This window comes from Streptomyces corynorhini (assembly GCF_003346515.1).
GTDB lineage: Bacteria > Actinomycetota > Actinomycetes > Streptomycetales > Streptomycetaceae > Streptomyces > Streptomyces corynorhini.
Window position 1 is genome coordinate 1 of sequence record NZ_QQNA01000018.1, and the last position, 24,298, is coordinate 24,298.

General features: G+C 71.1%; 18 protein-coding genes. 8 read left to right on the forward strand and 10 right to left on the reverse strand.

Annotation, left to right across the window (positions count from 1 at the left end):
• Positions 1-39 precede the first annotated feature (39 nt).
• From DVH02_RS03125 to DVH02_RS03135, 3 genes are all read right to left on the reverse strand, one after another.
• Positions 40-2,511, reverse strand: a complete 2,472-nt coding sequence (locus DVH02_RS03125; protein ID WP_199566147.1) for a 2Fe-2S iron-sulfur cluster-binding protein — start codon at positions 2,509-2,511, stop codon at positions 40-42.
• Positions 2,512-2,915: 404 nt separating this feature from the next.
• Complete coding sequence (locus DVH02_RS03130; RefSeq protein WP_114622115.1) at positions 2,916-3,395, reverse strand: cytidine deaminase family protein; 480 nt, start codon at positions 3,393-3,395, stop codon at positions 2,916-2,918.
• Positions 3,395-4,675, reverse strand: a complete 1,281-nt coding sequence (locus DVH02_RS03135) for an LCP family protein (RefSeq protein WP_114622116.1) — start codon at positions 4,673-4,675, stop codon at positions 3,395-3,397. The genes DVH02_RS03130 and DVH02_RS03135 overlap by 1 nt, the downstream gene beginning before the upstream one ends.
• A 137-nt stretch (positions 4,676-4,812) precedes the next feature.
• Between DVH02_RS03135 and DVH02_RS03140 the strand changes: the two genes are divergently transcribed.
• Positions 4,813-5,391 carry an acyl-CoA thioesterase gene (locus DVH02_RS03140; RefSeq protein WP_199566148.1) on the forward strand — a complete coding sequence of 193 codons (579 nt, stop codon included), beginning with the start codon at positions 4,813-4,815 and terminating at the stop codon, positions 5,389-5,391.
• Positions 5,392-5,545: 154 nt separating this feature from the next.
• Here the strand turns inward: DVH02_RS03140 and DVH02_RS35905 are convergent, their stop codons facing one another.
• Positions 5,546-7,138, reverse strand: coding sequence for an LCP family protein (locus tag DVH02_RS35905; RefSeq protein WP_456113485.1), 1,593 nt, complete (start codon positions 7,136-7,138; stop codon positions 5,546-5,548).
• Positions 7,139-7,333: 195 nt separating this feature from the next.
• On the opposite strand from DVH02_RS35905, the gene DVH02_RS03150 reads away from it, so the two are divergent.
• Positions 7,334-8,374 (forward strand): glycosyltransferase family 2 protein, encoded by a 1,041-nt coding sequence (locus DVH02_RS03150; RefSeq protein ID WP_114622117.1) that lies wholly within the window; start codon positions 7,334-7,336, stop codon positions 8,372-8,374.
• A gap of 66 nt (positions 8,375-8,440) precedes the next feature.
• Here the strand turns inward: DVH02_RS03150 and DVH02_RS03155 are convergent, their stop codons facing one another.
• The 4 genes from DVH02_RS03155 to DVH02_RS03170 form a co-directional block, all read right to left on the reverse strand.
• The gene (locus DVH02_RS03155) at positions 8,441-10,162 is read right to left on the reverse strand and encodes an LCP family protein (protein ID WP_114622118.1); all 1,722 of its coding nucleotides are present in this window, start codon (positions 10,160-10,162) and stop codon (positions 8,441-8,443) included.
• A gap of 46 nt (positions 10,163-10,208) precedes the next feature.
• Positions 10,209-12,005, reverse strand: coding sequence for an LCP family protein (locus DVH02_RS03160; RefSeq protein WP_114622119.1), 1,797 nt, complete (start codon positions 12,003-12,005; stop codon positions 10,209-10,211).
• A gap of 222 nt (positions 12,006-12,227) precedes the next feature.
• Entirely contained in the window at positions 12,228-13,691 is a 1,464-nt protein-coding gene (locus DVH02_RS03165; protein ID WP_114622120.1) for an LCP family protein, read from the reverse strand.
• 200 nt (positions 13,692-13,891) lie between these two features.
• Positions 13,892-14,644 carry a TIGR03089 family protein gene (locus DVH02_RS03170; protein ID WP_114622121.1) on the reverse strand — a complete coding sequence of 251 codons (753 nt, stop codon included), beginning with the start codon at positions 14,642-14,644 and terminating at the stop codon, positions 13,892-13,894.
• 127 nt (positions 14,645-14,771) lie between these two features.
• On the opposite strand from DVH02_RS03170, the gene DVH02_RS03175 reads away from it, so the two are divergent.
• The 6 genes from DVH02_RS03175 to DVH02_RS03200 all read left to right on the forward strand — a co-directional run bounded on the left by DVH02_RS03175 (position 14,772) and on the right by DVH02_RS03200 (position 21,943).
• The gene (locus DVH02_RS03175; protein ID WP_114622122.1) at positions 14,772-16,190 is read left to right on the forward strand and encodes a peptidoglycan recognition protein family protein; all 1,419 of its coding nucleotides are present in this window, start codon (positions 14,772-14,774) and stop codon (positions 16,188-16,190) included.
• A gap of 153 nt (positions 16,191-16,343) precedes the next feature.
• Positions 16,344-17,426 (forward strand): mannose-1-phosphate guanylyltransferase, encoded by a 1,083-nt coding sequence (manB, locus tag DVH02_RS03180; protein WP_233518012.1) that lies wholly within the window; start codon positions 16,344-16,346, stop codon positions 17,424-17,426.
• A 755-nt stretch (positions 17,427-18,181) separates the two neighbouring features.
• The gene (locus DVH02_RS03185) at positions 18,182-18,505 is read left to right on the forward strand and encodes a hypothetical protein (protein WP_233518013.1); all 324 of its coding nucleotides are present in this window, start codon (positions 18,182-18,184) and stop codon (positions 18,503-18,505) included.
• Positions 18,502-20,289 carry an alpha/beta hydrolase gene (locus DVH02_RS03190; protein ID WP_114622125.1) on the forward strand — a complete coding sequence of 596 codons (1,788 nt, stop codon included), beginning with the start codon at positions 18,502-18,504 and terminating at the stop codon, positions 20,287-20,289. The genes DVH02_RS03185 and DVH02_RS03190 overlap by 4 nt, the downstream gene beginning before the upstream one ends.
• The gene (locus DVH02_RS03195; RefSeq protein WP_325051324.1) at positions 20,280-20,870 is read left to right on the forward strand and encodes a hypothetical protein; all 591 of its coding nucleotides are present in this window, start codon (positions 20,280-20,282) and stop codon (positions 20,868-20,870) included. Before DVH02_RS03190 ends, DVH02_RS03195 begins: the two co-directional genes overlap by 10 nt.
• Positions 20,871-20,962: 92 nt before the next feature.
• Positions 20,963-21,943, forward strand: a complete 981-nt coding sequence (locus DVH02_RS03200; RefSeq protein ID WP_114622126.1) for a DNA-3-methyladenine glycosylase family protein — start codon at positions 20,963-20,965, stop codon at positions 21,941-21,943.
• 84 nt (positions 21,944-22,027) lie between these two features.
• On the opposite strand, the gene DVH02_RS03205 is transcribed toward DVH02_RS03200, so the two are convergent.
• Both DVH02_RS03205 and cofD read right to left on the reverse strand, forming a co-directional pair.
• Positions 22,028-23,338, reverse strand: a complete 1,311-nt coding sequence (locus DVH02_RS03205; RefSeq protein ID WP_114622127.1) for a coenzyme F420-0:L-glutamate ligase — start codon at positions 23,336-23,338, stop codon at positions 22,028-22,030.
• Positions 23,335-24,291 (reverse strand): 2-phospho-L-lactate transferase, encoded by a 957-nt coding sequence (gene cofD / locus DVH02_RS03210; protein WP_114622128.1) that lies wholly within the window; start codon positions 24,289-24,291, stop codon positions 23,335-23,337. The genes DVH02_RS03205 and cofD overlap by 4 nt, the downstream gene beginning before the upstream one ends.
• Between the last annotated feature and the right edge of the window lie 7 nt (positions 24,292-24,298).

Sequence of the window (24,298 nt, forward strand, 5' to 3'; positions counted from 1 at the left end):
GCCGCCGCCCGGACGCCGCCGCCCGGTCGCCGCCAGCCTTCACCCGGTCGCACCGGGACCGGGGTCCTCGGTGAGGTCGACGGTGACCGCGGAGCGCGGGCGGCCGACGCAGGCCAGGGTGTAGCCCTGGGCCTCCTGCTCCGGCGTGAGGCAGTTCGGCCGGTCCGCCTTCACCTCTCCCGACCGGATCCTGACCAGGCACTCGCCGCAGTTGCCGACGGTGCACGAGTACGGCATCGGCAGCCCGGCGTCCAGGCCCGCGCCGAGCAGCGTCCGGCCGGGCTGGACGGTCGTGGCGCCGATCGGCTGCCCGTTCTCCTCGACGGTCATGCGGTGGGGGCCGGTCGCGAGATCCTCCGGGGCGACGCGGGCACTGGTGTAGCTCTCGATGTGGACGCGGCTCGCGGGCACTCCGCGCTCGGCCAGCACCGCGCGGGTGGTCTCCGCGACCGCATCGGGGCCGCATACGAGATAACGGGCACCGGAGGACGGCGCCAGCTCCTCGATCCAGTCGCGGATCGCGTCCCGTTCGAGGCGGCCCCTCGCCCCGGTCCACGTCGGTGACGGGCGCGTGAGGCGGTGCGTGACCGTCAGGCGGTCGGCGTGCCGGCACCGCAGCCGGTCCAGTTCGCCCGCGAAGATGGTGTCCTCCTCCGTACGGTTGCCGTAGAGGAGGGCCAGCCGCCCCGGCGTCCGGCCCGCCAGCACCGTACGGATGATGCTCATCATCGGGGTCACACCGCTGCCTGCGGCGATCATGACGAGTTCCTCGTCGGCGCTCCGTCCGGGATCGGGACAGAAGGTGCCGGAAGGGCCGCGCAGCTCCAACAGGTCGCCCACACCCAGACGTTCGTGGACGTGGTGCGAGAACAGACCGTTCGCGACCCGCTTGACGGTGATCTCCAGCTCGGGCGCGCCGGGCGCCGACGAGGCCGAGTAGGCGCGCGGAACCCTGTGCCCGTCGATGTCCGTGACCAGGGTGAAGTACTGGCCGGGCCGGAAATCCACCGGGCTGCCCGGCCGCGCCGCGTCCTCCAGGACGATCGTGAGGGCGCTCGGTGTCTCCCTGCGCACCGCCGTGACCCGCATCCGGCGCGCCGTCCTGTCCGTCCCGTCCGGCGCGGTGCCGCGCCCGGTGCCGCGCCCGGCGGCGTCCGCCGTCGCGCCATCCGCCGTCGCGCCATCCGCCGTCGTGCCATCCGCCCCGGACCGCGCCGACAGGAACCCGGCCGGCAGAAACCGGAGCAGGCGGCCCTGGCTCCGGCCCCGGCTCCCCGGCGCGGGGCGCGGGGCGTCGTCGCCGTACCCCTCGTCCTTCAGCGTCTTGCGGAAACCCAGGTCCAGCAGCCACCGGGTGACGCGGGGAAAGGCGGTGAGCGGCTTCGACACGAACCCGGGCGGCCCGCCCGCGACCTTCGTCGGGTTGGCCGCGGCATGTCGGGAGGCGAGGATCATCAGATCCGGCACCGTACGGCGGTCCACGTGCGCGGCCGGGCTCCACAGCCGCGCCCGCGCGACCGCCGCGCTGCCGGTCAACTCGGCGTGCCGGACGTCGATGACGAGCGCGAGCCGCGGCGGCGTCCCGCGCAGCGCCATCGTCTCCAGCAGCGCCGGGGCGTCGGTGATGCGGGCGGTGCCGTACAGCCGCAGGACCTCGGCGCGGCCCGGGACCAGGGCGGCGAGCGCGACGCGATCGTCCTGGAGCACGTTGTGGAAGGTGTCGGCGCGCTGGTTTCCCTTGCGGTCCGGGATGACGAGGGTGTGCCCGTCCAGCGCGCGGGCGAACCCGGGCTGGTCGCCGCGCGGGCTGGTGTCACCGCCGCCCGCGGTGTCGCCGGTGGACACGGCCAGGAAGGGGGCGCTCCGCAGGAACCGGGCGACGTCCGGCCGGTGCAGCGGCGCCACACCCTCTTCCGGCGCCACACCCTCTTCCGGCGCCACACCCTCTTCCGGCGCCACACCCTCGTCCGTCCTCACGCCCTTGTCCGGCGCCCCGGCTGACGTCCCCTCATCGGCCGCCGGGGCCTGCCACAGCCGCGAGCGCAGCACGGAGCGCGGGCAGTGCACATACGCCTCGCGGACATCGACCGTCAGGGCGTCGCCGTCGTGCGCGGCCAGGGTGCCGTTGAGCCGGAGGGTCTCGCCGACGCCCGGCAGCAGGAACACGAAGGAGACCCCGCCGTCCACGAGCGGCCGCTCGCGGTGTTCTGCGGGGTCGAAGGAGACGCGGATACGCGTCGCGGACTCGGCGCGGGCGAAGCCGGGGGCGCCGCCCACGAAGGTCGCCCTGCGGTCGCCGCCCGCGACCTGATAGCCGAGGCCCGCGATCGGAGCGTGCGTGAGCACCGTCATACAGCCGTCGTCGAGGCGGTCCAGCTGCTTCATCATGACGAGGGGAGCCGGTCGTCCCAGCGCCGATTCGAGCTGTGCGACCGTCGTCATCACGGAGAGCGAATCCGGTGCCGGGAGGACGGTGGCGGGGGTGCTGTGCGTCAGGGGTGTGGAGGGCATGAGGTCTCCATCTCGCTGCTCGACCATGGGTGCGGAGTCGTCAGCCGGCTCCGCACGCTGCGCCTACGGAAGTGCGAACGCGCAGCTCATGGCGTTATTGTGAGCTTCAGCTCACGTTTTTGGCTACTCGCTTTCCACCCCCGGAGGCAGCGCCCGCGACCCACCGGACGACCGGTGCGTCGGCCCATGTCCCGGGTCATGTCAGGGTGGTGCGGGGGTCGGCGGCGGTCGTGTCCCCGGCGCCGCTGCTCACGTCTTCGCGAAGCGCCCGACGCACCGAGCCGACGCACCGAGCCGACGCACCGAGCTGACGCACCGAGCTGACGCACCGAGCCGACGCACGAAGCCGACGCACCAAGCCGACGCCCGACGAACCAACCCGACGCCCCTGTCCGCCGGGCCGCTCAGTCCTGGTGGTCCGACCAGACGTACGCCTCCGGCAGCAGCTCCGCGATCGTGAGCGTCCTGGGGTGCTCGTCGGTGCCGACGATGACGTTGATCGTCGGGAAGTAGTCGAACAGGAACTGCCGGCAGCGGCCGCAGGGCGGCATCAGACCGCGCTCGCCGTCGCCCACGGCGACGATCGTCGTCAGGTCGTAGATGCCCTGCGCCGCCGCCGCGCCCACCAGGACGAGTTCGGCGCAGGGGCCGCCGGTGAAGTGGTACGCGTTCATCGCCGTGACGACGCGGCCGTCACCGGCGCGGGCCGCCGCCGCGACCGTGTGGCTGTCGCCCCGGGCGCGGGCGCGGGCCGTCGTGGTGGCCGCTTCGATCAGGCCGTGGTCCACGGCGGTCCCGGCGGCGGAGGCCGCGGTGGCGCCGGACCCGGCCGAAGCCGCGTCCGACACGGCGTCGGACGCGGCGGGTGGTGCGGGAGGGAGCATCAGTTACCGGTGACCGTGACCTTCTCGTCGTTGTTGAGCTGGCTGACGAGCTGCTTGACCTTCGCCTCGTCCCACAGCAGGTTGCCGCCGCTCTGGCCCGCGATCGGCATGTTCATGGAGGTGCCGTCGCCGCTCGTCACGCCCTTCATCGCGAAGAACATGCTGCCCAGCGACCACAGGGACATGTCCTTGTCCACGACCAGCGTGTCCAGCCCCGCGCCCGCCGCCGGATAGAACCGGAAGGGGTTGATGATCGTGCTCGGCGTCGCCGTCTGGGAGGCCAGGGCCGAGAGGAACTTCTGCTGGTTCTTCGTACGGTCCAGGTCGCTGCCCGCGAAGGCGTACCGCGTCCGTACGAAGGCCAGCGCCTGCTCGCCGTTGAGGGTCTGCTCGCCCGCCTGGAAGTCCGCGCCCGACTTCTTGTCCTTGAACGCCTTGGGGATGTCCAGGTCCACCCCGCCGATCGCGTCCACCACATTGGCGAACCCGGCGAAGCCGATCTCCACGTAGTGGTCGATCCGCAGCCCGGTCTTGGCCTCGACGGTGCGCACCAGCAGCGGCGCGCCGTCCTCGGCGAAGGCCGCGTTGAGCTTCTTGTGCGAGGTCTGCGCGGGGAAGACCTTGCCCGACTGCGAGCCCTTGAAGGAGGGGATCTGCACATCGGTGTCGCGCGGCAGCGAGATCAGGGTCGGCCCGTTGGACCCCGTGTGCAGGATCATCATCGAGTCGGTTCTGCTGCCCTCGGCCGAGCCCGTGTGGAGCTTCTTCTTCTCCTCGTCGGACATGCCGTCGCGGCTGTCCGTACCGACGATCAGATAGTTCGTGCCCTTGCCCCCGTCGGGGCGGTCGATCACGACCGACAGGTCGACCTCGCGCCGCAGCTTGGAATCGGCCCAGAAGTACGTGCCGATGGAGACGGCGAGGACGGTCACGACCAGCACCAGCGCGCCGATCTTGATCCGGCGGCGCCAGTCGGGCGCCTGCCCGGCCCCTGAGCCGCCGCCCCGCTGCGGGGGCACGCCTGCGCCGCCTGCGCCGCCGGACCCGCCGTAGACCTGGCCGGTGTTGTAGCCGCCGTCGTACGAGTCGGCGTACCCGTTCCCGTTCCCGTACCCGTTGTCCCGGCCGGGGCCGGCGCCCTGGCCGTACCCCGGTGACTGCTGGGGCACTCCGCGGCGCTGTGCCTGCGGCACGCGCGCGCCCTCGGGCCGTCCGCCCGCGCTGCGGCGTCCGTACCCGTTGCCCTGCTCGCCGTTCCGTCCATCGGGCCAATCATTCATACGGACAGTCTGCCGGGCGAGGCTGTGCTCCATACAGGGAGGTGGGGAATCGGATCGGGGCTGTTGCGAAGCTGATGCACAACAGGTCGCGCCGGTGCCCGGCAGAAGGCATCGGACCCGCGCATAGGGTGGAGGGCATGACAGACCAGGCCCCATCCCCGGAACCCCCGATTCCGGGCAAGCCCACGTCCGCCTCACGGACCACGCTCAGCCACATCATGACCGGCGGCGACACCAACCTCCTCGGTACGGTCCACGGCGGCGTGATCATGAAGCTGGTGGACGACGCGGCGGGCGCCGTCGCCGGCCGGCACTCCGGCGGGCCCGCCGTCACGGCCTCGATGGACGAGATGGTCTTCCTGGTGCCCGTCAGGGTGGGGGACCTCGTCCATGTGAAGGCCCAGGTCAACTGGGTCGGCCGGTCATCCATGGAGATCGGCGTACGTGTCCTGGCCGAGCGCTGGAACGAATCCACCCCCGCCACCCAGGTCGGCAGCGCGTATCTCGTCTTCGCGGCCGTCGACGAGGAGGGCAGGCCCCGCTCCGTACCGCCGGTCGTCCCGGAGACCGAGCGCGACAAGCGGCGCTACCAGGAGGCGCAGATCCGGCGTACGCACCGGCTCGCGCGGCGGCGCGCCATCAAGGAGCTGCGGGCGAAGCGGGCCGCCGAGGGAATCGACGACCGCCGCGGCGATCCGGGCCCCGACGAGCGATAGGGCCTCTCGTTCGGATCAGGCCGGTGAATCAGGTCGGTGGAACAGGCTGGTGGCTCAGGCTGGTGGCTCAGGTCGGTGATCAGGCCGGTGGATCAGGCCGTTCGGCTCCTGCCGGCTCGCGAGCCGGCAGGAGCCGAACGGAAGACCCGGGCCGTTACGCGCACACCGCCTGGTCGCCCGTCGTCGCCCCGAACTCGCCCTTCGGCGTCTCCTCCGCCCGTACCGGAGCGACCGCCTTGTAGTCCGTGCCCGCCACCACCTTCAGCGTCGCGCCCTGCTGCTTCACCGCCCGCAGCTCACTGCCCGGCAACGCCGCCGCCAGGGACTTCGCCGAGCGGTCCCAGCGCGGGTCGTACATGACGACCGTGCGGTGGGCGTCGGGGCCGTCCGAGGTGAGCGGCGCGCGGGTGGTGTTGAAGCCGGTGGCGTGCAGCGCGTCGTCCACCTGCTTGCCCAGGCCGTCCGTGGCCGTGCCGTTGTAGACCTGCACCCGGATCTCCCGCGGGTTCACGTCGACCAGTCTGCCGGGCTCTCCCTTCCCCTCGGACGCACCGGACGCACCGGACGCACCGGACCCGCCGGATTCCCCGGATCCCCCGGACTTCGCGGGGTGGTCCGAAGCCGTTTCCGACGCCGTTTCCGAAGCTGTCTCCGACGCCGTTTCCCGCCCCTTTTCCGGCGCCTTCTCCGGCCCCGTCAGCGGCTTGTCGTCGCGCACCGCCCGGAACAGCCGCCGCGACTTCTCCGGATCCCACTTCACCGTCGAGCCCAGGCCCTTGACCGTCACCCCCGTCCCGTCACCGGCCAGCGGTACGGAGGTGAACTCCGACGAGGCGGGGGAGAAGCCGCGCATCGCCTCGTTGAGGTCGAGCAACTGCCGCGCGCCGAACCCGGCGTCGGCCCGTACCGAGTCGAGCATCGTCGCGGTGACCTCCTTGAACCGCACCGGGTTCAGCAGCACCCCACTGCTGGTGGCCCGGTGGATCAGGGCGGCCAGGAACCGCTGCTGGCGCTGCATCCGCCCGAGGTCGGCCGCGCTGTCGATATGCCGCGACCGTACGTACTGCAGCGCCTCCCCGCCGTTCATCCGGTGCGTGCCCGGTGTCAGGTCGAGCCCGGTGTACGCGTCCTTCAGCGGCCGGGGCGTGCAGATGTCCACCCCGCCCAGCGCGTCCACCGTCTTCATGAAGGCGGTGAAGTCGACCTCCAGATAGTGGCTGATCTTCACGCCCGTCATCCGCTCGACGGTGGAGACCGTCAGCCGCGGCCCGCCCTCCGCGTACGCCGCGTTCAGCTTCACCGGGTGCGGCGCGTGGCGCTTGCCGGTGGTGGCGTCGGTGTGCTCGGGCAGCTCCGTGTAGCTGTCGCGCGGCAGGCTGACGACGCTTGCCCGCCGCCCGTCCTCCGAGAGGTGCACCAGCATCACCGTGTCGGTGCAGTGGCAGGGCGCCCCGCCGAGCCGGTACTTCTGCCGCTCCTCCTCGGTGATCTTGTCGCGGCCGTCGGTGCCGACGAGCAGCAGGTTCAGCCCGCGCCCGGCGTTCGGCCGGTTCTTCATGTCCTTGAACGGATCGACCCGGCCGATCCCCGTGTCGAGGCTGGTCACCACCGCGTGGCCGATCCCGCCCGCGCCCAGGACCAGGACGGAGAGCGTCGTCGCCGTGCGCATGCCCCAGCGTCGCCGCCGGGGGCCGGGCCCGCGTCCTGGCGGTGCGGGGCGGCGGGTGGTGCGGGGCGGCGTGGACACGGGGAGCACCTCCGCGGTGAAGGGCCGGCAGGCCGGGGGAGCGATGGACCGTGAACGGATTCCGCGCACGGTAGGCCCATACGATCAGCGGCACCGGGCCGCAACCGGACGGCGCGCGTGGCTGTCCCCCGTTCGCGGTAACGTGGCGGGTCAGCCGACAGGCTCTCAGCCTCCCGAAGGACCCAGAAGGACCACATGCCTGACCAGCCGCCCGCGGTCTCCGTGATCATGCCGGTGCTCAACGAGGAACGTCATCTGAGGAACTCCGTCCGGCACATCCTGGAGCAGGAGTACGACGGTGAGATGGAGGTGGTGATCGCGCTCGGCCCCTCCACGGACCGTACGGACGAGATCGCCGCCGAGCTGGTACGGGAGACCGAGTCCGACGCGCGCGCCCGCGTCCGCACCGTCCCGAACCCGACCGGCCGCACCCCGGCGGCGCTGAACGCCGCGATCAAGGCGTCCGGCCACCCCGTCGTCGTACGGGTCGACGGCCACGGCATGCTCTCGGCGAACTACATCGCGACCGCCGTCCGGCTGCTCGCCGAGACCGGTGCGCAGAACGTCGGCGGCATCATGCACGCCGAGGGCGAGAACGACTGGGAGAACGCGGTGGCCGCCGCGATGACCTCGAAGATCGGCGTCGGCAACGCCGCGTTCCACACCGGAGGCCAGGCCGGCCCGGCCGAAACCGTGTATCTGGGGGTCTTCCGGCGCGAGGCGCTCGAACAGCAGGGCGGCTACAACGAGGAGTTCATCCGCGCCCAGGACTGGGAGCTGAACTTCCGCATCCGCGAGTCGGGCGGCGCGATCTGGTTCTCGCCCGAGCTGCGCGTCCAGTACCGCCCGCGCCCCTCGGTGAAGGCGCTCGCCAAGCAGTACAAGGACTACGGCCGCTGGCGCCATGTCGTCGCCCGCTACCACTCCGGCTCGATCAACCTGCGCTACCTCGCCCCGCCGGCCGCCGTCTGCGCGATCGCCGCGGGCCTGGTCGTCGGCGCGGTGCTCACGCCGTGGGGCCTTGTCGTGCCGGCCGGATATCTCGCCGCGATCGTCGCGGGCTCGCTCCCGGCGGGCAAGGGCCTGTCGCCGAAGGCGCGCCTCCAGATCCCGGTGGCGCTGGCCACCATGCACATGTCGTGGGGCTTCGGCTTCCTGACCAGCCCGCGCGCGCTGGCCAAGAAGGTCATCGCCAGCCGCCGCCCGGCCGCCGGGGCACAGCCCGTCGAGGCGTAACCCGCCCCGTGGCACCGCTGCCCGCCCGGAGTCCCACCGGGCGGGCAGCGATGCCCGTCCGGCGCGTCAGAAACGGTACGGCTTGTACACGTCCATGCACGCGTCCTTCTCCGAGCCATTGAGGGCGTCCGCCGTGTCCGGGACCGAGCCCGCCTCCGGCTCGGCCGACTTCGGGAAGGCGGAGCCGGTGCGCCAGTCCGCGCCGACCGTCACCGTGACCCCCGACACGTCCGTGGACCGCTTCACCGAAGTCAGCGGTATCCCCAGGGCCTTGGCGACCGCCTGCGCGTCGCCCTCCAGCTCCGCGCTGGGATAGCCGACCGTGGTCTTCTCCTGCGGGGTCAGCTCGGTGGCCGCACTGGCCAGCGTGTAGCCCTTGCCGCTGAGCACCCCCGTCACCTCCGCCGCGCGGCCCCGCACGGGGGTCTGCGCGCCGCCCGTCCCGTTGCGTACGGTCACCCCGGTGTCGGCGGGCGCCGAGGAGGGAGTCTTGGCGGCCTGGTCGGCGGCCTTCTTCCTGGCGTCGGCCCCGGCCTTCGCGTCGGCCTTGTCGCCGTTGCTGTCGAAGGGCACGTCCTCGCGGAGCATCGACCACATCGTGTCCGCGTCGGCCTGCCGCGCGACCAGATGGTTCGGATCCCGCGGGTCGGTCTCCGTCGGCATCGTGGTCATGGTGATGCGGTCGGTCGGCACGCTCTTGAGCTGCATCGCCAGATCGAACAGCTTCTTGACCGTACCGATCTCCTTCGACACCTCCAGCGACTTGGTCGCGGCCTCCGCGAGACCGGTCAGCCGGGGCGTGTCGGTGAAGACGTTCTGCGAGGTGAGATGGCGGATCATCGAGTTCATGTACATGTGCTGCGCCTGGGCGCGGCCGAGGTCGCTGGCGAAGGCGTGCCGGGTACGGAGCCACTGGAGGGCCTGCTCGCCCTTGACCTGGTGGGTGCCCTTGGTGAGCTTGAGCCCCGAGCCACCGGGGACCCCGGGCCGGGGCCGGTCCCACACGTTGTCCTTGACGCAGACGTCGACGCCCCCGATCGCGTCGGCCATCTTCACGACCCCGGCGAAGTCGATCGTCATCCAGTGGTCGATGTAGAGGCCGGTCAGCTTCTGCCAGGTGGCGAGGGTGCAGCCCGCGCCGCCGCGCCCCAGCGACTCGTTGATGATCGTGTTGACCTGCGGGTAGGTCGTGCCGGTCCCGGCGTCCTCGCACTTCGGTATGGACACCCGGGTGTCCCGGGGTATCGACACGACCGACGCGTTCTTCCGGTCGGCGGATATGTGGACCAGCATCTGCACGTCCGCGAGCGGCGGGTCCTTCGTGAGGTTCTTGCCGCCGCCGAGCTTGACGTTCTCCGGATCGCTGCGGCTGTCGGAGCCCAGGAGCAGGATGTTCAGCGGGGTCTGGCCCGCCGCGTTCGCCCGCGCCTTCGCCGGATCGTCGCCCGCGCCGCTGCGCTCACCGCTGCGGATGTTGCCGTTGAGGTGCTCGTAGTACCAGTAACCCGCGCCGGCCGTCACGAGGATCAGCAGCGACAGCGAGGCGGCGGACCAGCGCAGTACGCGCCAGAGGCGGCGCCTGGGGCGTACGGGCGGCGTGGCGCCGCCCCCGCCGCCCCCGGCCGTGTCCTTCGACGCCGTGTCCCTCGGTGCGGGATCCCTCGGCGCCGCGCCCTCAGGGGGCGGTCCTTCCCCCTCGTAGAGACTGTCGTCCCAGCCCAGCTCCCGCGCCTGCGGCACGCGTTCTCGCGCGTCCTCCGGCCGTACGCCACCACCGCTGTGTCCCATCCAGACTCCCCGTATCACGCAGTCCGTACGAGCCGGTTCCGCGGTGTCACTTGGCGCAGACCTGCTTGTCCGCTTCGACCTTCTGCACGTTGGACGACACCTTCGCCGCCCCGGTGATGGGCACCCCCGCGCCCTTGAAGTCCTTGCCCAGGGTCAGCTTCATCGCTTCGAGCCCCACGGCGTCCTCGGTGCCCGGCTTCATGCCGGCCGCGGGCAGCCCCAGCATCGCCGCCAGCGCGCGCGCCTGGTCGGCCTGGTTCGGCGCGTACTCCAGCGTCGTCTTGGCCACGTTGCCGGGGGCGTTGCCCTTGTTGGAGGACTTCAGCACGCCCTCGGTGTTCTGGAGCCAGTTCAGCGTCTCCTGCGCCGAGCCCTGCGGCCCGCCGCCGTTGAACACGTCGACGCGCACATCGGCGGGCGCGGCCTTGGTGCCCTTGAGGAGGGCCGCCTGCTCCTTCTTGGCGGCGGCCTCCTTCGCCGACTCCTTCTTCTTCACCTCGGTGAGGGAGACGTCGTTCTGCATCATCGAGAACAGCGGCTTGGCCTCTTGCTCGTTGAGGATCACCGTCGCCTTGACCGTCTCCGCCGGGTTGTCGAGCACCGGCAGCGTCGTGAAGGTGATGTTCTTCGCCGGGACCTTGGCGAGTTCCTTGGCGAGTTCGCTGAGCTTGTCGATGCTGCCGATGCCGGTGTCCACCGTCAGCGCCTTGGTCGCCGCCTCCGCCAGGCTGAACAGCTTGCTGGGGCTGGTCAGCGTGTCGCCCGACTTCATCTCACGGATCATCGAGCCGAGGAACTGCTGCTGCGTCTGGATCCGGCTGAGGTCGCTCTCGTTGCCGAACGCGTGGCGGGTACGGACGAACGCGAGGGCGTCCTCCCCCGAGATCTTGTGCGTGCCCTTGCTGAGCTTCAGCCGGGACTGCTTGTCGTCGACGTCCTTGTCCACGCACACCTCGACGCCGCCGACCGCGGTGGACAGCGTCTTGACCGCGTTGAAGTCGGCCATCATGAAGTGGTCGATCTCCAGGCCGGTGATCTCGGTGGTGGTGCGCATCGTGCAGCCCGGGTCCCGGTCGTCCTGGCCCAGACTGTTGTTGAAGCGCTGCTGGGTGGCGCCGGGGATGACCTTGGTGCCGTCCTCGGTCTTGGTCTCGCAGTCGGGGATGTCGGTGATCAGGTCGCGCGGAATGGAGAGCACCGTCGCGTTCGTGCGGTCCTTGGACACGTGGAAGAGGAGATTGGTGTCGGCGTGACCGATGCTGCCCGCGTCGCCGTACCCCTCGTTGCCCGCGCCGGTCCGCTTGTCCGTACCGATCAGCAGGATGTTGACGGCCTCGCCCTTTTTGAAGCCGCCGCTGCCCGCGCCCGCGACATCGATGGTGGCGATGTTGCCGTTGAGGTGCCGGTAGTACAGGTAGCCGCCCGCGGAGCCCGCCACCAGGACGAGGGCGAGCGCGCCGCCGGTCCACAGGAGCGCCTTCTTCTTGCCCGACTTCTTCTTGCCCTTGACCGCCTTGCGCTTACGGCGGCCGGGCGCGGTGGGCGGCGGCTCCTGCTGGTTCGCGCCCTGGCCCTTGCCGGGGCCTTTTCCCGCGCGGCGGCTGCGCTGGCCCGGGACGTCGGCGCGCGGTGGCGCGGCGTCGGCGGCCGGTGCGGCGTCGCCGGTCGGGGTGGCCGGGGCGGCGGGGCCGGGGTCCGTTCTCGCATCTGTGGTGGCGCGTGGTGCGGGTGACTGCCCTGTGGAGTGGTCCAGTCGCAGCTCGTAGTTACCCGTGTCCGGGTTGAGCACCCACTGGTCGGCGGGGTCGATATCGTCCGCCTGTCCACGGCTATGTGCATCCACGGTTGCTTGAATCCTCCGTCGGTGCCACGCGAGTCGTCTTCCCCCGAAGACGCCCGGTTTTCGCTCCAGCTAGTGCGCGACCTGGTGGTCGTATGCACCGGATCGCGCCACACTATCCGTCCAGTTCGGCGTCGAGCGACGCCCGTGACACATTCCACGTTCCTTACAAGCGGGCAATCTGGTCAATCTCCGTGGACTGTGGCGCTCTCTTTGGGAATTGCTTTACTCACATACGCCCGCCGCGGCATTTGTCCCCTGGAAGACGGCGTCTTCGCGCGTCTTGCCCGCGGCGGAATCGGCGGCCTTCCCGTCGCTCTTCCCGTCGCTCTTTCCGCCGGTGTTCTCGTCACCGCTCCCGTCACCGCTCCCGTCACCGCTCTCCTCGCCGTTCCCGTCGTCTTCCGCGGGCTTCGGGACGACGGTGACAACGGTGTCCTCACGCAGCTGCTCGAAGAGCGTGTCCGCGGCCGGCTGCACCAGTTCGTCGCGGTTCGGGTCCTGGGTGTACGGCTGCCGGGGAACGGTGAGGAACTGCACCTTGTCCGTCGGCACGCTCCGCATGGAACGCGTCAGGTCGTACAGGTCGCTGAGCGAGCCCAGCCCCGGGTCGGACGTGATGGCCTTCGTCGCCGCGTAGAGCACCGGATAGAGCTGTGTCGGATTGAGCAGCACTCCATTGCTCTGCACCTTCTTGAAGAGGGCGCCGAGGAACCGCTGCTGCCGGTCCATGCGCTGCGTGTCGCTGCCGTCCCCGAGGCTGTGCCGCGCCCGTACGTAGCCGAGCGCCTGCTCGCCGTCGAGCGTGTGCGTGCCGGCGGAGAGCTTGAGCTTGGAGTCCTTGTCGTCCACCGACTCCTTGAGGCAGACCTGGACGCCGTCGACCGCGTCCACCATGTCTTTGAAGCCCTGGAAGTCGACCACCATGTGATGGTCGACCCGGATCCCGGTGAGCTTCTCGACGGTACGGATGGTGCAGGCCGCGCCGCCGAACTCGAAGGCCCAGTTGAACTGCGCCGACTGCGGCCGGGAACGGGAGCCGTCCGACCGCTTGCAGCTGGGTATCTCCACCATCAGGTCGCGCGGGAAGGAGACGGCGGTCGCGCTCTTCCGGTCGGCGGGCAGATGCAGCAGAATCGTCGTGTCGGAGCGCTGCGAACCGCCGTCGTCGCGGCCGTACTTGCTGTTGCCCTTGCCGGCCCGGCTGTCCGAGCCGACGAGAAGTATGTTCTCCGCGTCGAGGACGACGGGCTTCGGCCGTTCTTTCTCGTACGTCTGAAGTTCGGCGGCGGTACTGGTATCGGTCGTGATGTTGGAGTCGAGCCGCTGGTAGAACCACCAGCCGGTGCCCGCCACGGCGAGCACGGCGGCCGAGGTGCCGATGGCCACCCAGCGCAGCCAGTGCCGCTTGCGCGGCTTGAGGGGCGCGGGGAGCGCGCCGGGTATCGGCGGTGTGCCGGCCGGTCCGCCCGCGGGCGTGGCGGCGGCCACGGCGGCGGCCATCGCGGAGGCGACGGCGGTGAGAAGTGCCTGGTGCTCGGCGCCGCGCCGGGGTCCGCCGTCAGCGGGAGCCGTGACGTCTCTGTCCTCGGCCGCCGCGTCGCTCTCGGATCTGTTCCCGGACCCGATCCCGGAGTTCTCGTCCGGTTCGGGCGGCGCGCCAGCACTCTCGGTCACGTCTTCGTCCATCCTTCAAGGCGTCGGCGGCGCACTGGGCCGCCGGTTGATGTCGTAGACGGACTGAGGCCGCCCTTGGTTGTACGAGAGATCGCACATATTGCCGATCATGTGCTTCGGTTTGGTTACGGCCGGGCCACCCCCGTCCGTTGTGTGCGGGACGGGCGGTTTGCGGACGTACGCCGACGCCGCTGCCGCCCGGTCCCGCCGGATCACACCGCGCGGTGGGTGACCCGCTCGCTCGTCACACGCTGTTCCAGCTCCTGCCCCTGAAGCGTCGGGAGATGCCGGCACAGCACCACGGATCCGCCCGCCGCGAGCGGGGCGAACAGCCCGGCCGACAGCCCCTCCCAGCTGTCGTACGACAGCCCCGACAGCAGCCGCGAGCCCGGCCCGAGCCCGCGCTCCGCGGCGTTCTCCCGCGCCCGCGCGACGAGTTGGGCCGCCGTCAGCTCCGTACCGCCGACGACGAGCGCGGGCGCGTCCGGGTCCGTCGGGGCGTACGGCGCGAAGCGGTCGCCCTGCGAGGGCACCTCGACGGCGTAGTCGACGAACCCCGCCGGAGGCTGCGGGAAACGGCCGCCCAGCGGACGCAGCGCCAGCGCCACCCGCTCGCCGCCGCACGCGCGCGCCGCGTCCAGCGTGTCAGGGCCGCTGACCACGAGATCGGCCGCCGTCGGATCGCCGCCGATCTCCACGCACACCCCCACCGAGGAACAGGCCAGCAGCCACACCGCGCTCTGCCAGTGCGCGGGCAGCAGCAGCGCGAGCCGGTCGCCGGGACCGGCGGACAGCTCGTCCTGGAGCAGATTGGCCGTCTTGGACACCCAATTGGCGAAGGTGGCCACGGACAATTCCACCCGCTCACCGGTGGCATCGTCGTAGAAGGTGATCAAGGGGCGGGCCGGATCCGTGGTGAGAGCGGATCGCAGCAGGTCGGCGGGGGTACGGTCGGTGGCGTTCACGCGGCACAGGGTACGCCGGGGCGCTGTGGCACCACCGCCGTACCGGTGACTGCGTACACCGGTTGGACCGACGGGCCGTCAGTTTTCCCGGCGGGCGCGCGGGCGCCGCCGCCCGCAGGATCGGCACATGCGTGCCTACCTTGCAACCTCGATCGGCGTCGCGTGCACCGCCGCCCTGCTCCTCCCCCTGTCGCAGCCGTCGGACGCGCTCGCCGCACCCGGCCCCGCGACCGCCCCCGACCAGCCGCACCTCCGGACCGGCGCGGCGGCCGTGCCGGGCTCCACCCAGTCCCTCCCGCTCACCCCCCTCGCCACCCGGCGCTCACCGGACGCCGCGCGGGAACAGGGCGTGGCCCGCCGCGACGTGCGGCCCTTCTCGCTGCTCGGCGTCGTCTGGGACGACGCCGACGCCGAGTTCCACGGCACCGTCCAGGTCCGTACCCGCGCCACCGCCACCCACGTCTGGTCCGACTGGCAGGACCTGGAGACGCACAACCAGGAACACGGCGCCGACCCCGGCACCCAGGAGCGCGACTCGGGAACCGTGCACGGCTCCACCGCCCCGCTCTGGGTCGGCGGCTCGGACGGCGTGGAGCTGCGCGTACGGGCCGTCCAGGAGGACGGCGAGAGCGGCCCGCCCCGCGCGTTGCTCCCGCGCGGGCTGCGGCTGGAGCTGATCGACCCGGGGGAGGAGCCGGCGGACACCGGCGGTACGGACGCCGTGGGCAAGGGCAGCACAGGCGAGGCGGGCGGGACCGCGGACTCGGGCGCGACCGGCCCCCTCGCCGAGGCCGAGCGCGCCCCCGCCGCCCCCATGTCCCTGGAGGAATCCGACACTTCGGCCGCCAACGAGGGCCTCGTCACCCTGGGCGCCCGCGAGATCCCGGCCCTCACCAAGGCGGAGGCCGAGGCCGAGGTCACCGACACCGCCGCCAGGAAATACGCCGCACCGCGCCCGCGCATCGTCACCCGCAGGGGCTGGGGCGCGGACGAGTCGCTGCGCGAGAAGCGGTTCGGCTACACGAGCACCGTCAAGGCCGCCTTCGTCCACCACAGCGCCACCGGCAACAACTACACCTGCAAGGAAGCGCCCTCCGTCCTGCGCAGTATCTACCGCTACCACGTCAGGAGCAGCGGCTGGCGCGACTTCGGCTACAACTTCGCCATCGACAAATGCGGAAACATCTACGAGGGGCGTGCCGGGGGCGTGGCGAGGCCCGTACTGGGCGCGCACACACTCGGTTTCAACACCAACACCGTGGGCATCGCGGTCCTCGGGACGTACAGCGGTACGAACCCGCCGGAGGCGGCCACCACCGCTGTCGCCCAACTCACCGCGTGGAAGCTGGGGCTGCACGGTGTCAATCCGAAGGGCAAGGTCACACTGACCTCGGGGGGAAGCGGAAAGTACGCCAAGGGAACCCGGGTCGGCATGAACACCATCTCCGGGCACAGAGACGGATTCTCCACCGAATGCCCGGGGAGCCGTCTCTACGGCAGGCTCGGCACCGTCCGCGCCGCGGCGGCCCGCTACCAGGGCCGTTGACCGGCCGCCGCCGACCGGCGACGGCGGCGGCGACGGCGGGGCCGGGGAGGCGCCGGTCGGTTCCGGGGACGCGCGCGGGTATCCATGTACGTACGAGAACGCGGCCCCCGGACCACCGGCCCCGAGACCACCCCGAGAAGCGGAGACCACACGTTGACAGAAGCGATCCTCCTGGTCGGAGGCAAGGGCACCAGGCTCAGGCCCCTGACCGTGCGCACGCCCAAGCCCATGGTCCCGGCGGCCGGTGTCCCGTTCCTCACCCACCAACTGGCGCGCGCGCGTGCGGCGGGAGTCGAGCACGTCGTGCTCGCGACGTCGTACCTCGCCGAGGTCTTCGAGCCGTACTTCGGGGACGGCTCGGCCCTCGGGCTGAGCCTGGAGTACGTGACCGAACGCGATCCGCTCGGCACGGGCGGCGCCATCAGAAACGTCGCGTCACGGCTGCGCTCCGGCCCCGACGACCCCGTACTGGTCTTCAACGGCGACATCCTGACGGGCCTGGACATCCGGGCGCTCGTCGCCACGCACAGCGCGTCGGGGGCCGACGTCTCGCTCCATCTGACCCGCGTCGCCGACCCGCGCGCGTTCGGGCTCGTGCCCACCGACGCCGACGGGCGGGTCACGGCCTTCCTGGAGAAGCCGCAGACCCCCGAGGAGATCGTCACCGACCAGATCAACGCCGGGGCGTACGTGTTCCGGCGCTCGGTCATCGACTCCATACCCGGGGACCGGCCGGTCTCCGTGGAGCGCGAGACGTTCCCCGGACTGCTGGCGGACGGCGCCCACCTCCAGGGCATGGTCGACTCCACGTACTGGCTGGACCTCGGCACCCCGGCCGCCTTCGTACGCGGCTCCGCCGATCTCGTACTCGGCCGCGCCCCGTCCCCCGCGCTCCCCGGCCGCTGCGGGGAACGCCTCGTCCTGCCGGGCGCCTCCGTCGCCGACGACGCCAAACTCACCGCGGGCACGGTGGTCGGCGCCTCCGCCGTGATCGGCGCCGGGGCCCGTATCGCGGGCAGCGCCGTCCTGGACGGCGCGGTCGTGGCGCCCGGCGCGGTGATCACCGACTCGCTGATCGGAGCGGGCGCGCGGATCGGCGCCCGTACGGTGCTGACGGGCGCGGTCGTCGGCGACGGCGCGACGGTGGGCCCCGACAACGAACTGCGCGACGGGGTGCGCGTGTGGTGCGACGCGGTGCTGGGGGCGGGGGCGGTGCGGTTCTCCTCGGACGCCTAGGGCCAATACCAGTGACATAGGAACCGGTCCGGCTGTCTCACCTGCGTAAAGACCGTTCTCCGGTGGCTCCGGAAGTTGCAAAGTCACTGGTATTGCGCCTAGGGCCTCTCGTTTGGATCATGCCGGGCTCGCGGGGTCTGGCACCGCGCCTCGCCGCGTGGTCGTCGGTCATCCCCAAGGTCTCGGCTTCGCTCGACCAGGGGAGACCCCATCCGCTCCGCGTGGGCTCCCTCCTCCGCCTCGCGATCCACGGCACCAGACCCCGCTCCCTCATCCGGCCTGATCCAAACGAAAGACCTTACAAGGCCCTGTCTTCGAGGTAGCGCTGTCTGCCCAAAGGGCGGGGGCGACGGCGTCCGGTGTGCTGCGCTCCCTCCGCATCCGCGTTGGCCCGAGCGATGGACGTCGCGTGCCGCTCGTCCCGTACCGCGGGCAGTTGAGCGGGCCGTCGTGGGTGAGCTGAGTAAGCGGACTCTTGTGCGCTTCCGCGATGGCTGTTACGGCTGACCGATCATCATGCCGACCAGCATGGATGACAGCTTGCATCGGTACCCACTCGTTGAGTTACCTTCGCTGGGGGGCGAGCCGAATGGGGCGAGCCGGGGAAGTGGGGAGGGGCCGCTGTGTCACGTTCGCAGGGGTGGGAGGAGATTTTCGCCCTGTCAGGATTGTCTCCGGCCGAGTTGTCTCCGGCCGAGGGCCCGGGGACACGGATGTCGCTGTCCTCGGCGAGCGGTTCACCCGCCGGGGACAGCTTGAAGCACAGCGACGGGCCGTGGACCAGCGCCTCCGGTACGGCGGGGAAGCTGAGCGCCAGCAGCGACAAAAGCCGCGTCCGCCTCGGCCTGGCGCACGAGTCCGTCGCGTCCGCGGGGAGTGGACTGTCCGCGGTGGCGGCACTTGTGGCGGTACGGCAGTCCTGGGAGGAGCGGCTGACGTCGGTACGCGGTGAGTGCGACTACCTCGAAGGCGCGCTGCGTACCGTGGCGAAGGAGCTGGGAGAGGCCGACTCGGACGCGCAGAAGGCGGTACGCCGCGTGAAGGTGCCGAGGGAAGCCAAGAGCGAGGCAAGCCGTTGACCGGGGCGGCACTGACCTGGCAACAACTGCGGGATCTGAACCTCTCTGAGGTCGAGGACGCGGGGGACGGCTGGAGTGAGGTGTCGAGCCGGGCCGGTTCCGACCGTGACGCCACGGACAGCGCGATGTCGGCGAAGCTGCGCGAGACACAGGAGAGCGAGTCGTCCCGAGCGGCGCTCGGACGACTTGAGCGGCTGAGCCGTAACTTCCAGTACGTCCATGCCGAGGCCGGCCTGATCAGCACCACGCTCAACGGCCTGACCACGGAACTCGCCACCCCGAAGAAGCAGTTGACGCAGGCCCTTCAGGACGCCGCGGACCTGGGCTTCACCGTTCAGCAGGACGGCTCGGTCAGGTATCCGGCAGCCACGACCGAGGGCCTGCTCGGTGCGCAGGACCACCTGGGCGGTTCGGCCAACGGCACCACCCGTCTCCCTCTGGATCCGCGTCCTTCCCCTGCCGCCCCTGGCCCTCTCAGCATCCCCAACCCGAACGCCGCGGAGGCCCGAGCCATCGCGGACAGGGTGGCCCGAGCTGTCGGTTCCGCCGGTGAAATCGACGCCCGCTACGCCCGCGCGCTGCGCAAACTCAAGGCGGCCAAGGGCCTCGACGTCACCACCGCGACCTTCGCCGACGTAGCCCGCGACACGGCGGCGGTCCGCGACACGGCCCGCCGCTACCTGGAACAGGGAATCCCCGAAAACAAGTCCCCCGCTGAACGCAAGGCATGGTGGGACGCCCTGTCGGAAGAACAGCAACGCGAATACATCGACGTCGCGCCCGACCTGGTCGGCTACCTCGACGGAATTCCGGCGGTGGCGCGGGACGAGGCCAACCGTAATTATCTCCCGCTGCTGATCGACGAGTTGGAACGCGAGGGTGGTGGCGGGGCCGAAACCAAGCTGGCCGCACTGCGTGGCATCGAACAGAAGCTGAGCGAGCCGACCAGACCGCCCATGTACCTGCTGGGCATCGGAGCGGAGGGAAACGGCAGGGCCATTGTGTCGTACGGAAACCCGGACACCTCGCGGAATGTATCTGCCTATGTGCCGGGGCTGTCGAACAGGCTGGACGAGGAATTCGTTAACGGGACGATGAAACGGGCCTTGGACACCGCCAAGGGTGCCAAAAAATACGATGAGTCCAGTGCAGCAATTATTTGGCTGGGTTATGATGCCCCGTTGAGCGCGGATGTCGCATCGGAGAGCAGCGCCAAGAAAGGTGCCCCGCTCTACAATTCTTTCATGAGTGGGTTGGTGGCTACGAATGAGCACAAGGACTCGCATTTTACGGCGATCGGTCACTCGTACGGTTCTTTGACCGTGGGTACGGCGTCACAGCGGGACGGCGGGATTCCTGGAGTCGATGACATCATCCTTGTCGGTAGCCCCGGTACCGGCGTGAGCAAGGCCGAAGACCTGGGGGTGGGTGAGGGGCATGTGTTTGTTGGGGCGGCCGAGAACGACCCGGTGACGCATCTTCCCACTAAGCAAGAGGCCGGAGTCGGAGCGCTGGCTGCGAATTTTGGTTTGCCGCCCGGGCCGGTAACAAAAGGGGTCGGTTTCCAGAGCGAAGATCTCTACTTCGGGAAAGACCCGGCCAGCAAGGCGTTCGGGGCCACACGTTTCCAGGTTGACAACGGGCCTCGCCCCGTCTTCGATCTGGGGGGATTTGACGCGCACAGTCAGTACTTCACGCCGGAACGGGATGCAATCTCGGCGGACAATATCGCCAGGATTGTTGCCGGAAAGGCTGAAGGGATCAAGGGTGAGGCATGGCGATGAAGTGGATGGTACGCCGTTTTTCGGTCCTCGTCATGACAGGCGTTCTGCTCTCCGGCTGCGGAATGGCGAGGGGCGGCGGGAAGGGTAGTGATTCGGCCATGGATATGCGGGGCGCGGCGCAGTATTCTGACGAGATTCTGGACGTGACAATTGGGGCAGTCAAGCCGAAAATCCAGTGGGCTCATGACGACACTACGACGGGGGCCTGTGATGTGACTCGTCGTCGAACGGTCATGACGGTGATCTCCGAACAGCGACGCGGAAACTTTCTCGGTGTGATCGAGAATTTCTGGAAGAAAAGTGGATACAAGATCGTATCGGTTAATGAGAGCAAAGATTCCCCCGCGATTTTCGCCACAACACCCAACGGGTTCGGGGTAAATCTCACGATTGGCGACAAGGGGCAGGCGTACCTGGAGGTCAACACCCCCTGCGTACGGAAGTCCGAGGTTGACGCTCCCAGTACCCCGCCCAACGGCCCCAGCTACGAGGGCGTCGAGATTCCCCGCCCCAACGTGCGGTCCGACTTCTGGTCCGCCGATACCCCGCTCCCCGCGCCGTCCTCCAGCGCCACCGCGTGAACGCCAGGCATGCCCAGGCATGCCCAGGCATGCCCCGTCGGGCGGCCGGGCGGGGAGGGGCCGGGCGAGGGACACCCCGTACGCTCGGTCCCGTGGCCGGTCGTTTCGCTCCCCGCTCCGCCCCCGTCAGCCCCGCACGCGGTGCGGCCGTGCCGCGGGCCCGTGGGCTCACTCGGCGCTGGACACCGCCGGAGGGGCCCTACGACCTCGGGCTCGTGCTGGGGCCGCTGCGCCGGGGGCCCGGTGACCCGACGTTCCGCGCCGGGGCGGACGGGACGGTACGGCGTGCCTGCCTCACGCCCGACGGGCCGGGGACGCTGCTCGTCGGCAGGAGCGGCGGCGACGTGGCGGCCGAGGCGTGGGGCCCCGGGGCCGCGTGGCTGCTCGACCAGCTGCCCGAGCTGCTCGGCGCGGCGGACGACCCGGACGCCTTCACCCCGCGCCACCGCGTGCTCGCGGAGGCCCGGCGGCGCAGGCCGGGACTGCGGCTGTGCCGGACCGGACTCGTCCTGGAATCACTGATTCCGTCGGTCCTTGAGCAGAAGGTCACGACCGTCGAGGCGTACCGCGCCTGGCGGCAGCTGGTGCTCCGGTACGGCGAGCCCGCGCCAGGCCCGGCCGGTGAGGGGCTCCATGTGATGCCCGACGCCAGGACGTGGGCGCTGATCCCGTCCTGGGAGTGGCACAAGGCGGGCGTCGACTCCAAGCGCTCGGCCACCGTCCTGCGCGCCGTCCGCGTCGCGCGCCGGATGGAGGAGGCGGCCGGGATGGAGCCGGAGCGGGCCGCGGCCCGGCTGGAGCTGATCCCCGGAATCGGCCCGTGGACCGCCGCCGAGGTGGTCCAGCGGGCCAACGGCGCCCCCGACGCCGTCACGGTGGGCGACCTCCATCTGCCCGGCATCGTCGGGCACGCGCTCGCGGACGACCGGCACGCGGACGACGCGGCGATGCTGGAACTCCTCGCGCCGTACGAGGGCCAGCGCCACCGCGCCGTCCGGCTGGTCCTGCTCAGCGGCCGGGTCCCGGCCCGGCGCGCGCCCCGGATGGAGATCAGGAACATCGCGCGCCTGTGAACCGGACGTCCGAACCGGATGTCCGAACCGGACGTCCGGTTCCAGATGTCCGAACCAGACGTCCGAACCATGCGCTGTCCGCCTTCAGCGCACCTCGATGAAGCTCTCCGGCGACCGCGCCGCCCGCTCCTTCGGCGGAGCCGCCGCACGGCCCACCGCGACCGCGCCCATCGGGTCCCAGTTCGCCGGCAGCGCCAGGACCTCCCGGACGACATCGCGGCAGAACATGGTGGACGAGACCCACGCCGAGCCCAGCTGCTCCCCGGCCAGCGCCACCAGCAGGTTCTGCACACCGGCGCCCGCCGCGACGACGAACATCTCGCGTTCCGCCGCGTCGCGCCGGGCGTCGCCGTAGGTGTGCGAGCCGTCCGTCACCAGGCACGGCACCACGAGGTACGGCGCCTTGCGCAGTACGTCCCCGCGCCGCACGCGCCGGGCGATCGACTCCTCGGACTTGCCGTCGCGGCGCAGATCGGCGGTCCAGGCGTCCCGCATGGCGTCGAGCAGCCGGACGCGGGACGCCTCGGACTCCAGCAGCACGAAGCGCCAGGGCGTCGTGTGGTGCGGGGCCGGCGCCGTGACCGCCGCCGCGACCGCCCGGCGGACCGCGCCCGGGTCGACCGGATCGTCCGTGAACTCGCGGACCGTACGCCGCTGGGTCACCGCTTCCCGTACGGCCTCCGAGGTGCCGAGCCGGAACATGTCGTCGGCCGGGTCCCGCACCAGCGCGCGGGCACCCGCGTCCTCCGCCGGGTCGCCGGGCGCGACGAGCCGGGCCAGCCCGCTCACCACCGCCACCGGCAGATTCCCGGCCTTGCCCTTCACCAGGTCACCGGCTGCCGCCAGTTCGTCCGCGAGGGCCACCACCGTGACGGAGAGCGGATTGCCGTGCGCGTCCGTGCCGCCGCGCAGGTCCTCCACGACCCGCACGCCCGCCGCGCCGATCGCGACGTCGGTCAGGCCGCTGCGCCAGGGCCGGCCGAACGTGTCGGTGACGATCACGCCGATGTCCACACCGAGCGTGTCCCGCAGGCCGTCCCTGATCGTCCGCGCCGAGGCGTCGGGGTCCTCGGGCAGCAACAGGACCGTGCCGGGCGCGGTGTTGGAGGCGTCGACGCCTGCCGCGGCCATGACCAGGCCCTGCCGGTTCTCCACGATGCGCAGGGTGCCGCGCCGCGCGACCACCCGTACGCTCTCCGCGTCGATGGCCGCCTCGCGGTCGGTCGCCTCGACGATCCTGCCCTCCGCCTTGGAGACGATCTTCGAAGTGACCAGCAGGATGTCCCCGTCGACCAGTTCGGGGCCCGTGGCGGCGATGAGCTTGGCGAGGTCGTCCCCCGGGCGGACCTCCGGCAGCCCCGGCAGGGCGCGCACGCGGTACGAGGGCGCGCTCATGCCCGTACCTCCTCGGCCAGTGCCAGCGCCTCGCGGGCCATCTCCGCGGTGGCGGCCACGTCCGTCATCATCAGCGGCACCGCACGGCTGCGGATGCCCGCGCTCTCGATGCCGGGTACGGCGGCGGCGTCCACGGTGTCGACCAGCCAGCCGTCGAGCAGTCCCGAGCCGTAGTGCAGCGCGACCGCCGAGGCGGTCGCCTCGACGCCGATCGCGGCGAGCACCTTGTCGGCCATGCCGCGCACGGGCGCGTCCCCGACGATGGGGGAGAGCCCGACGACCGGGACGCCCGCCTCGGCGATGGCCTCGCGGATGCCGGGTACGGCCAGGATCGTGCCGATGCTGACCACCGGGTTGGACGGCGGGAAGAGGATGACGTCGGCGGCGGCGATGGCCTCCAGCACGCCGGGCGCGGGCTTGGCCTGCTCGGCGCCGACCGGCACGACCGCCTGGGCGTCGACGGACGCCCGCATCCGCACCCAGTACTCCTGGAAGTGCACGGCCTGGCGCTCGCCGTCGACCTCTATCGCGACGTGGGTCTCGACGCGGTCGTCGGACATCGGCAGCAGCCGCACGCCGGGGTTCCAGCGGGCGCAGAGCGCCTCGGTGACGGCGCTCAGCGGGTAGCCCGCGCCGAGCATCTGCGTCCGGACGATATGGGTGGCGAAGTCGCGGTCGCCGAGGCCGAACCACTCCGGCCCCACGCCGTAGGCCGCGAGTTCGCCCTTTACCTGGAACGTTTCGTCCGTACGCCCCCAGCCCCGCTCCTCATCGATGCCACCGCCCAGGGTGTACATCACCGTGTCGAGATCGGGACAGACCTTCAGCCCGAACAGATGGATGTCGTCACCGGTGTTGCCGATGACGGTGACGTCCGCGTCGGGCGCGGCCTGTTTGAGGCCGCGGAGGAAACGGGCGCCGCCGATACCGCCGGCCAGAACCACAATGCGCATACAGACA

Excerpts from the sequence above, each read along its gene's own strand:
- DVH02_RS03125 (WP_199566147.1), bottom strand. The coding sequence starts at position 2,511 with ATGCCCTCCACACCCCTGACGCACAGCACCCCCGCCACCGTCCTCCCG.
- DVH02_RS03130 (WP_114622115.1), bottom strand. The coding sequence starts at position 3,395 with ATGCTCCCTCCCGCACCACCCGCCGCGTCCGACGCCGTGTCGGACGCG.
- DVH02_RS03135 (WP_114622116.1), bottom strand. The coding sequence starts at position 4,675 with ATGAATGATTGGCCCGATGGACGGAACGGCGAGCAGGGCAACGGGTAC.
- DVH02_RS03140 (WP_199566148.1), top strand. The coding sequence starts at position 4,813 with ATGACAGACCAGGCCCCATCCCCGGAACCCCCGATTCCGGGCAAGCCC.
- DVH02_RS03150 (WP_114622117.1), top strand. The coding sequence starts at position 7,334 with ATGCCTGACCAGCCGCCCGCGGTCTCCGTGATCATGCCGGTGCTCAAC.
- DVH02_RS03155 (WP_114622118.1), bottom strand. The coding sequence starts at position 10,162 with ATGGGACACAGCGGTGGTGGCGTACGGCCGGAGGACGCGCGAGAACGC.
- DVH02_RS03165 (WP_114622120.1), bottom strand. The coding sequence starts at position 13,691 with ATGGACGAAGACGTGACCGAGAGTGCTGGCGCGCCGCCCGAACCGGAC.
- DVH02_RS03175 (WP_114622122.1), top strand. The coding sequence starts at position 14,772 with ATGCGTGCCTACCTTGCAACCTCGATCGGCGTCGCGTGCACCGCCGCC.
- DVH02_RS03195 (WP_325051324.1), top strand. The coding sequence starts at position 20,280 with ATGGCGATGAAGTGGATGGTACGCCGTTTTTCGGTCCTCGTCATGACA.
- DVH02_RS03205 (WP_114622127.1), bottom strand. The coding sequence starts at position 23,338 with ATGAGCGCGCCCTCGTACCGCGTGCGCGCCCTGCCGGGGCTGCCGGAG.
- cofD (WP_114622128.1), bottom strand. The coding sequence starts at position 24,291 with ATGCGCATTGTGGTTCTGGCCGGCGGTATCGGCGGCGCCCGTTTCCTC.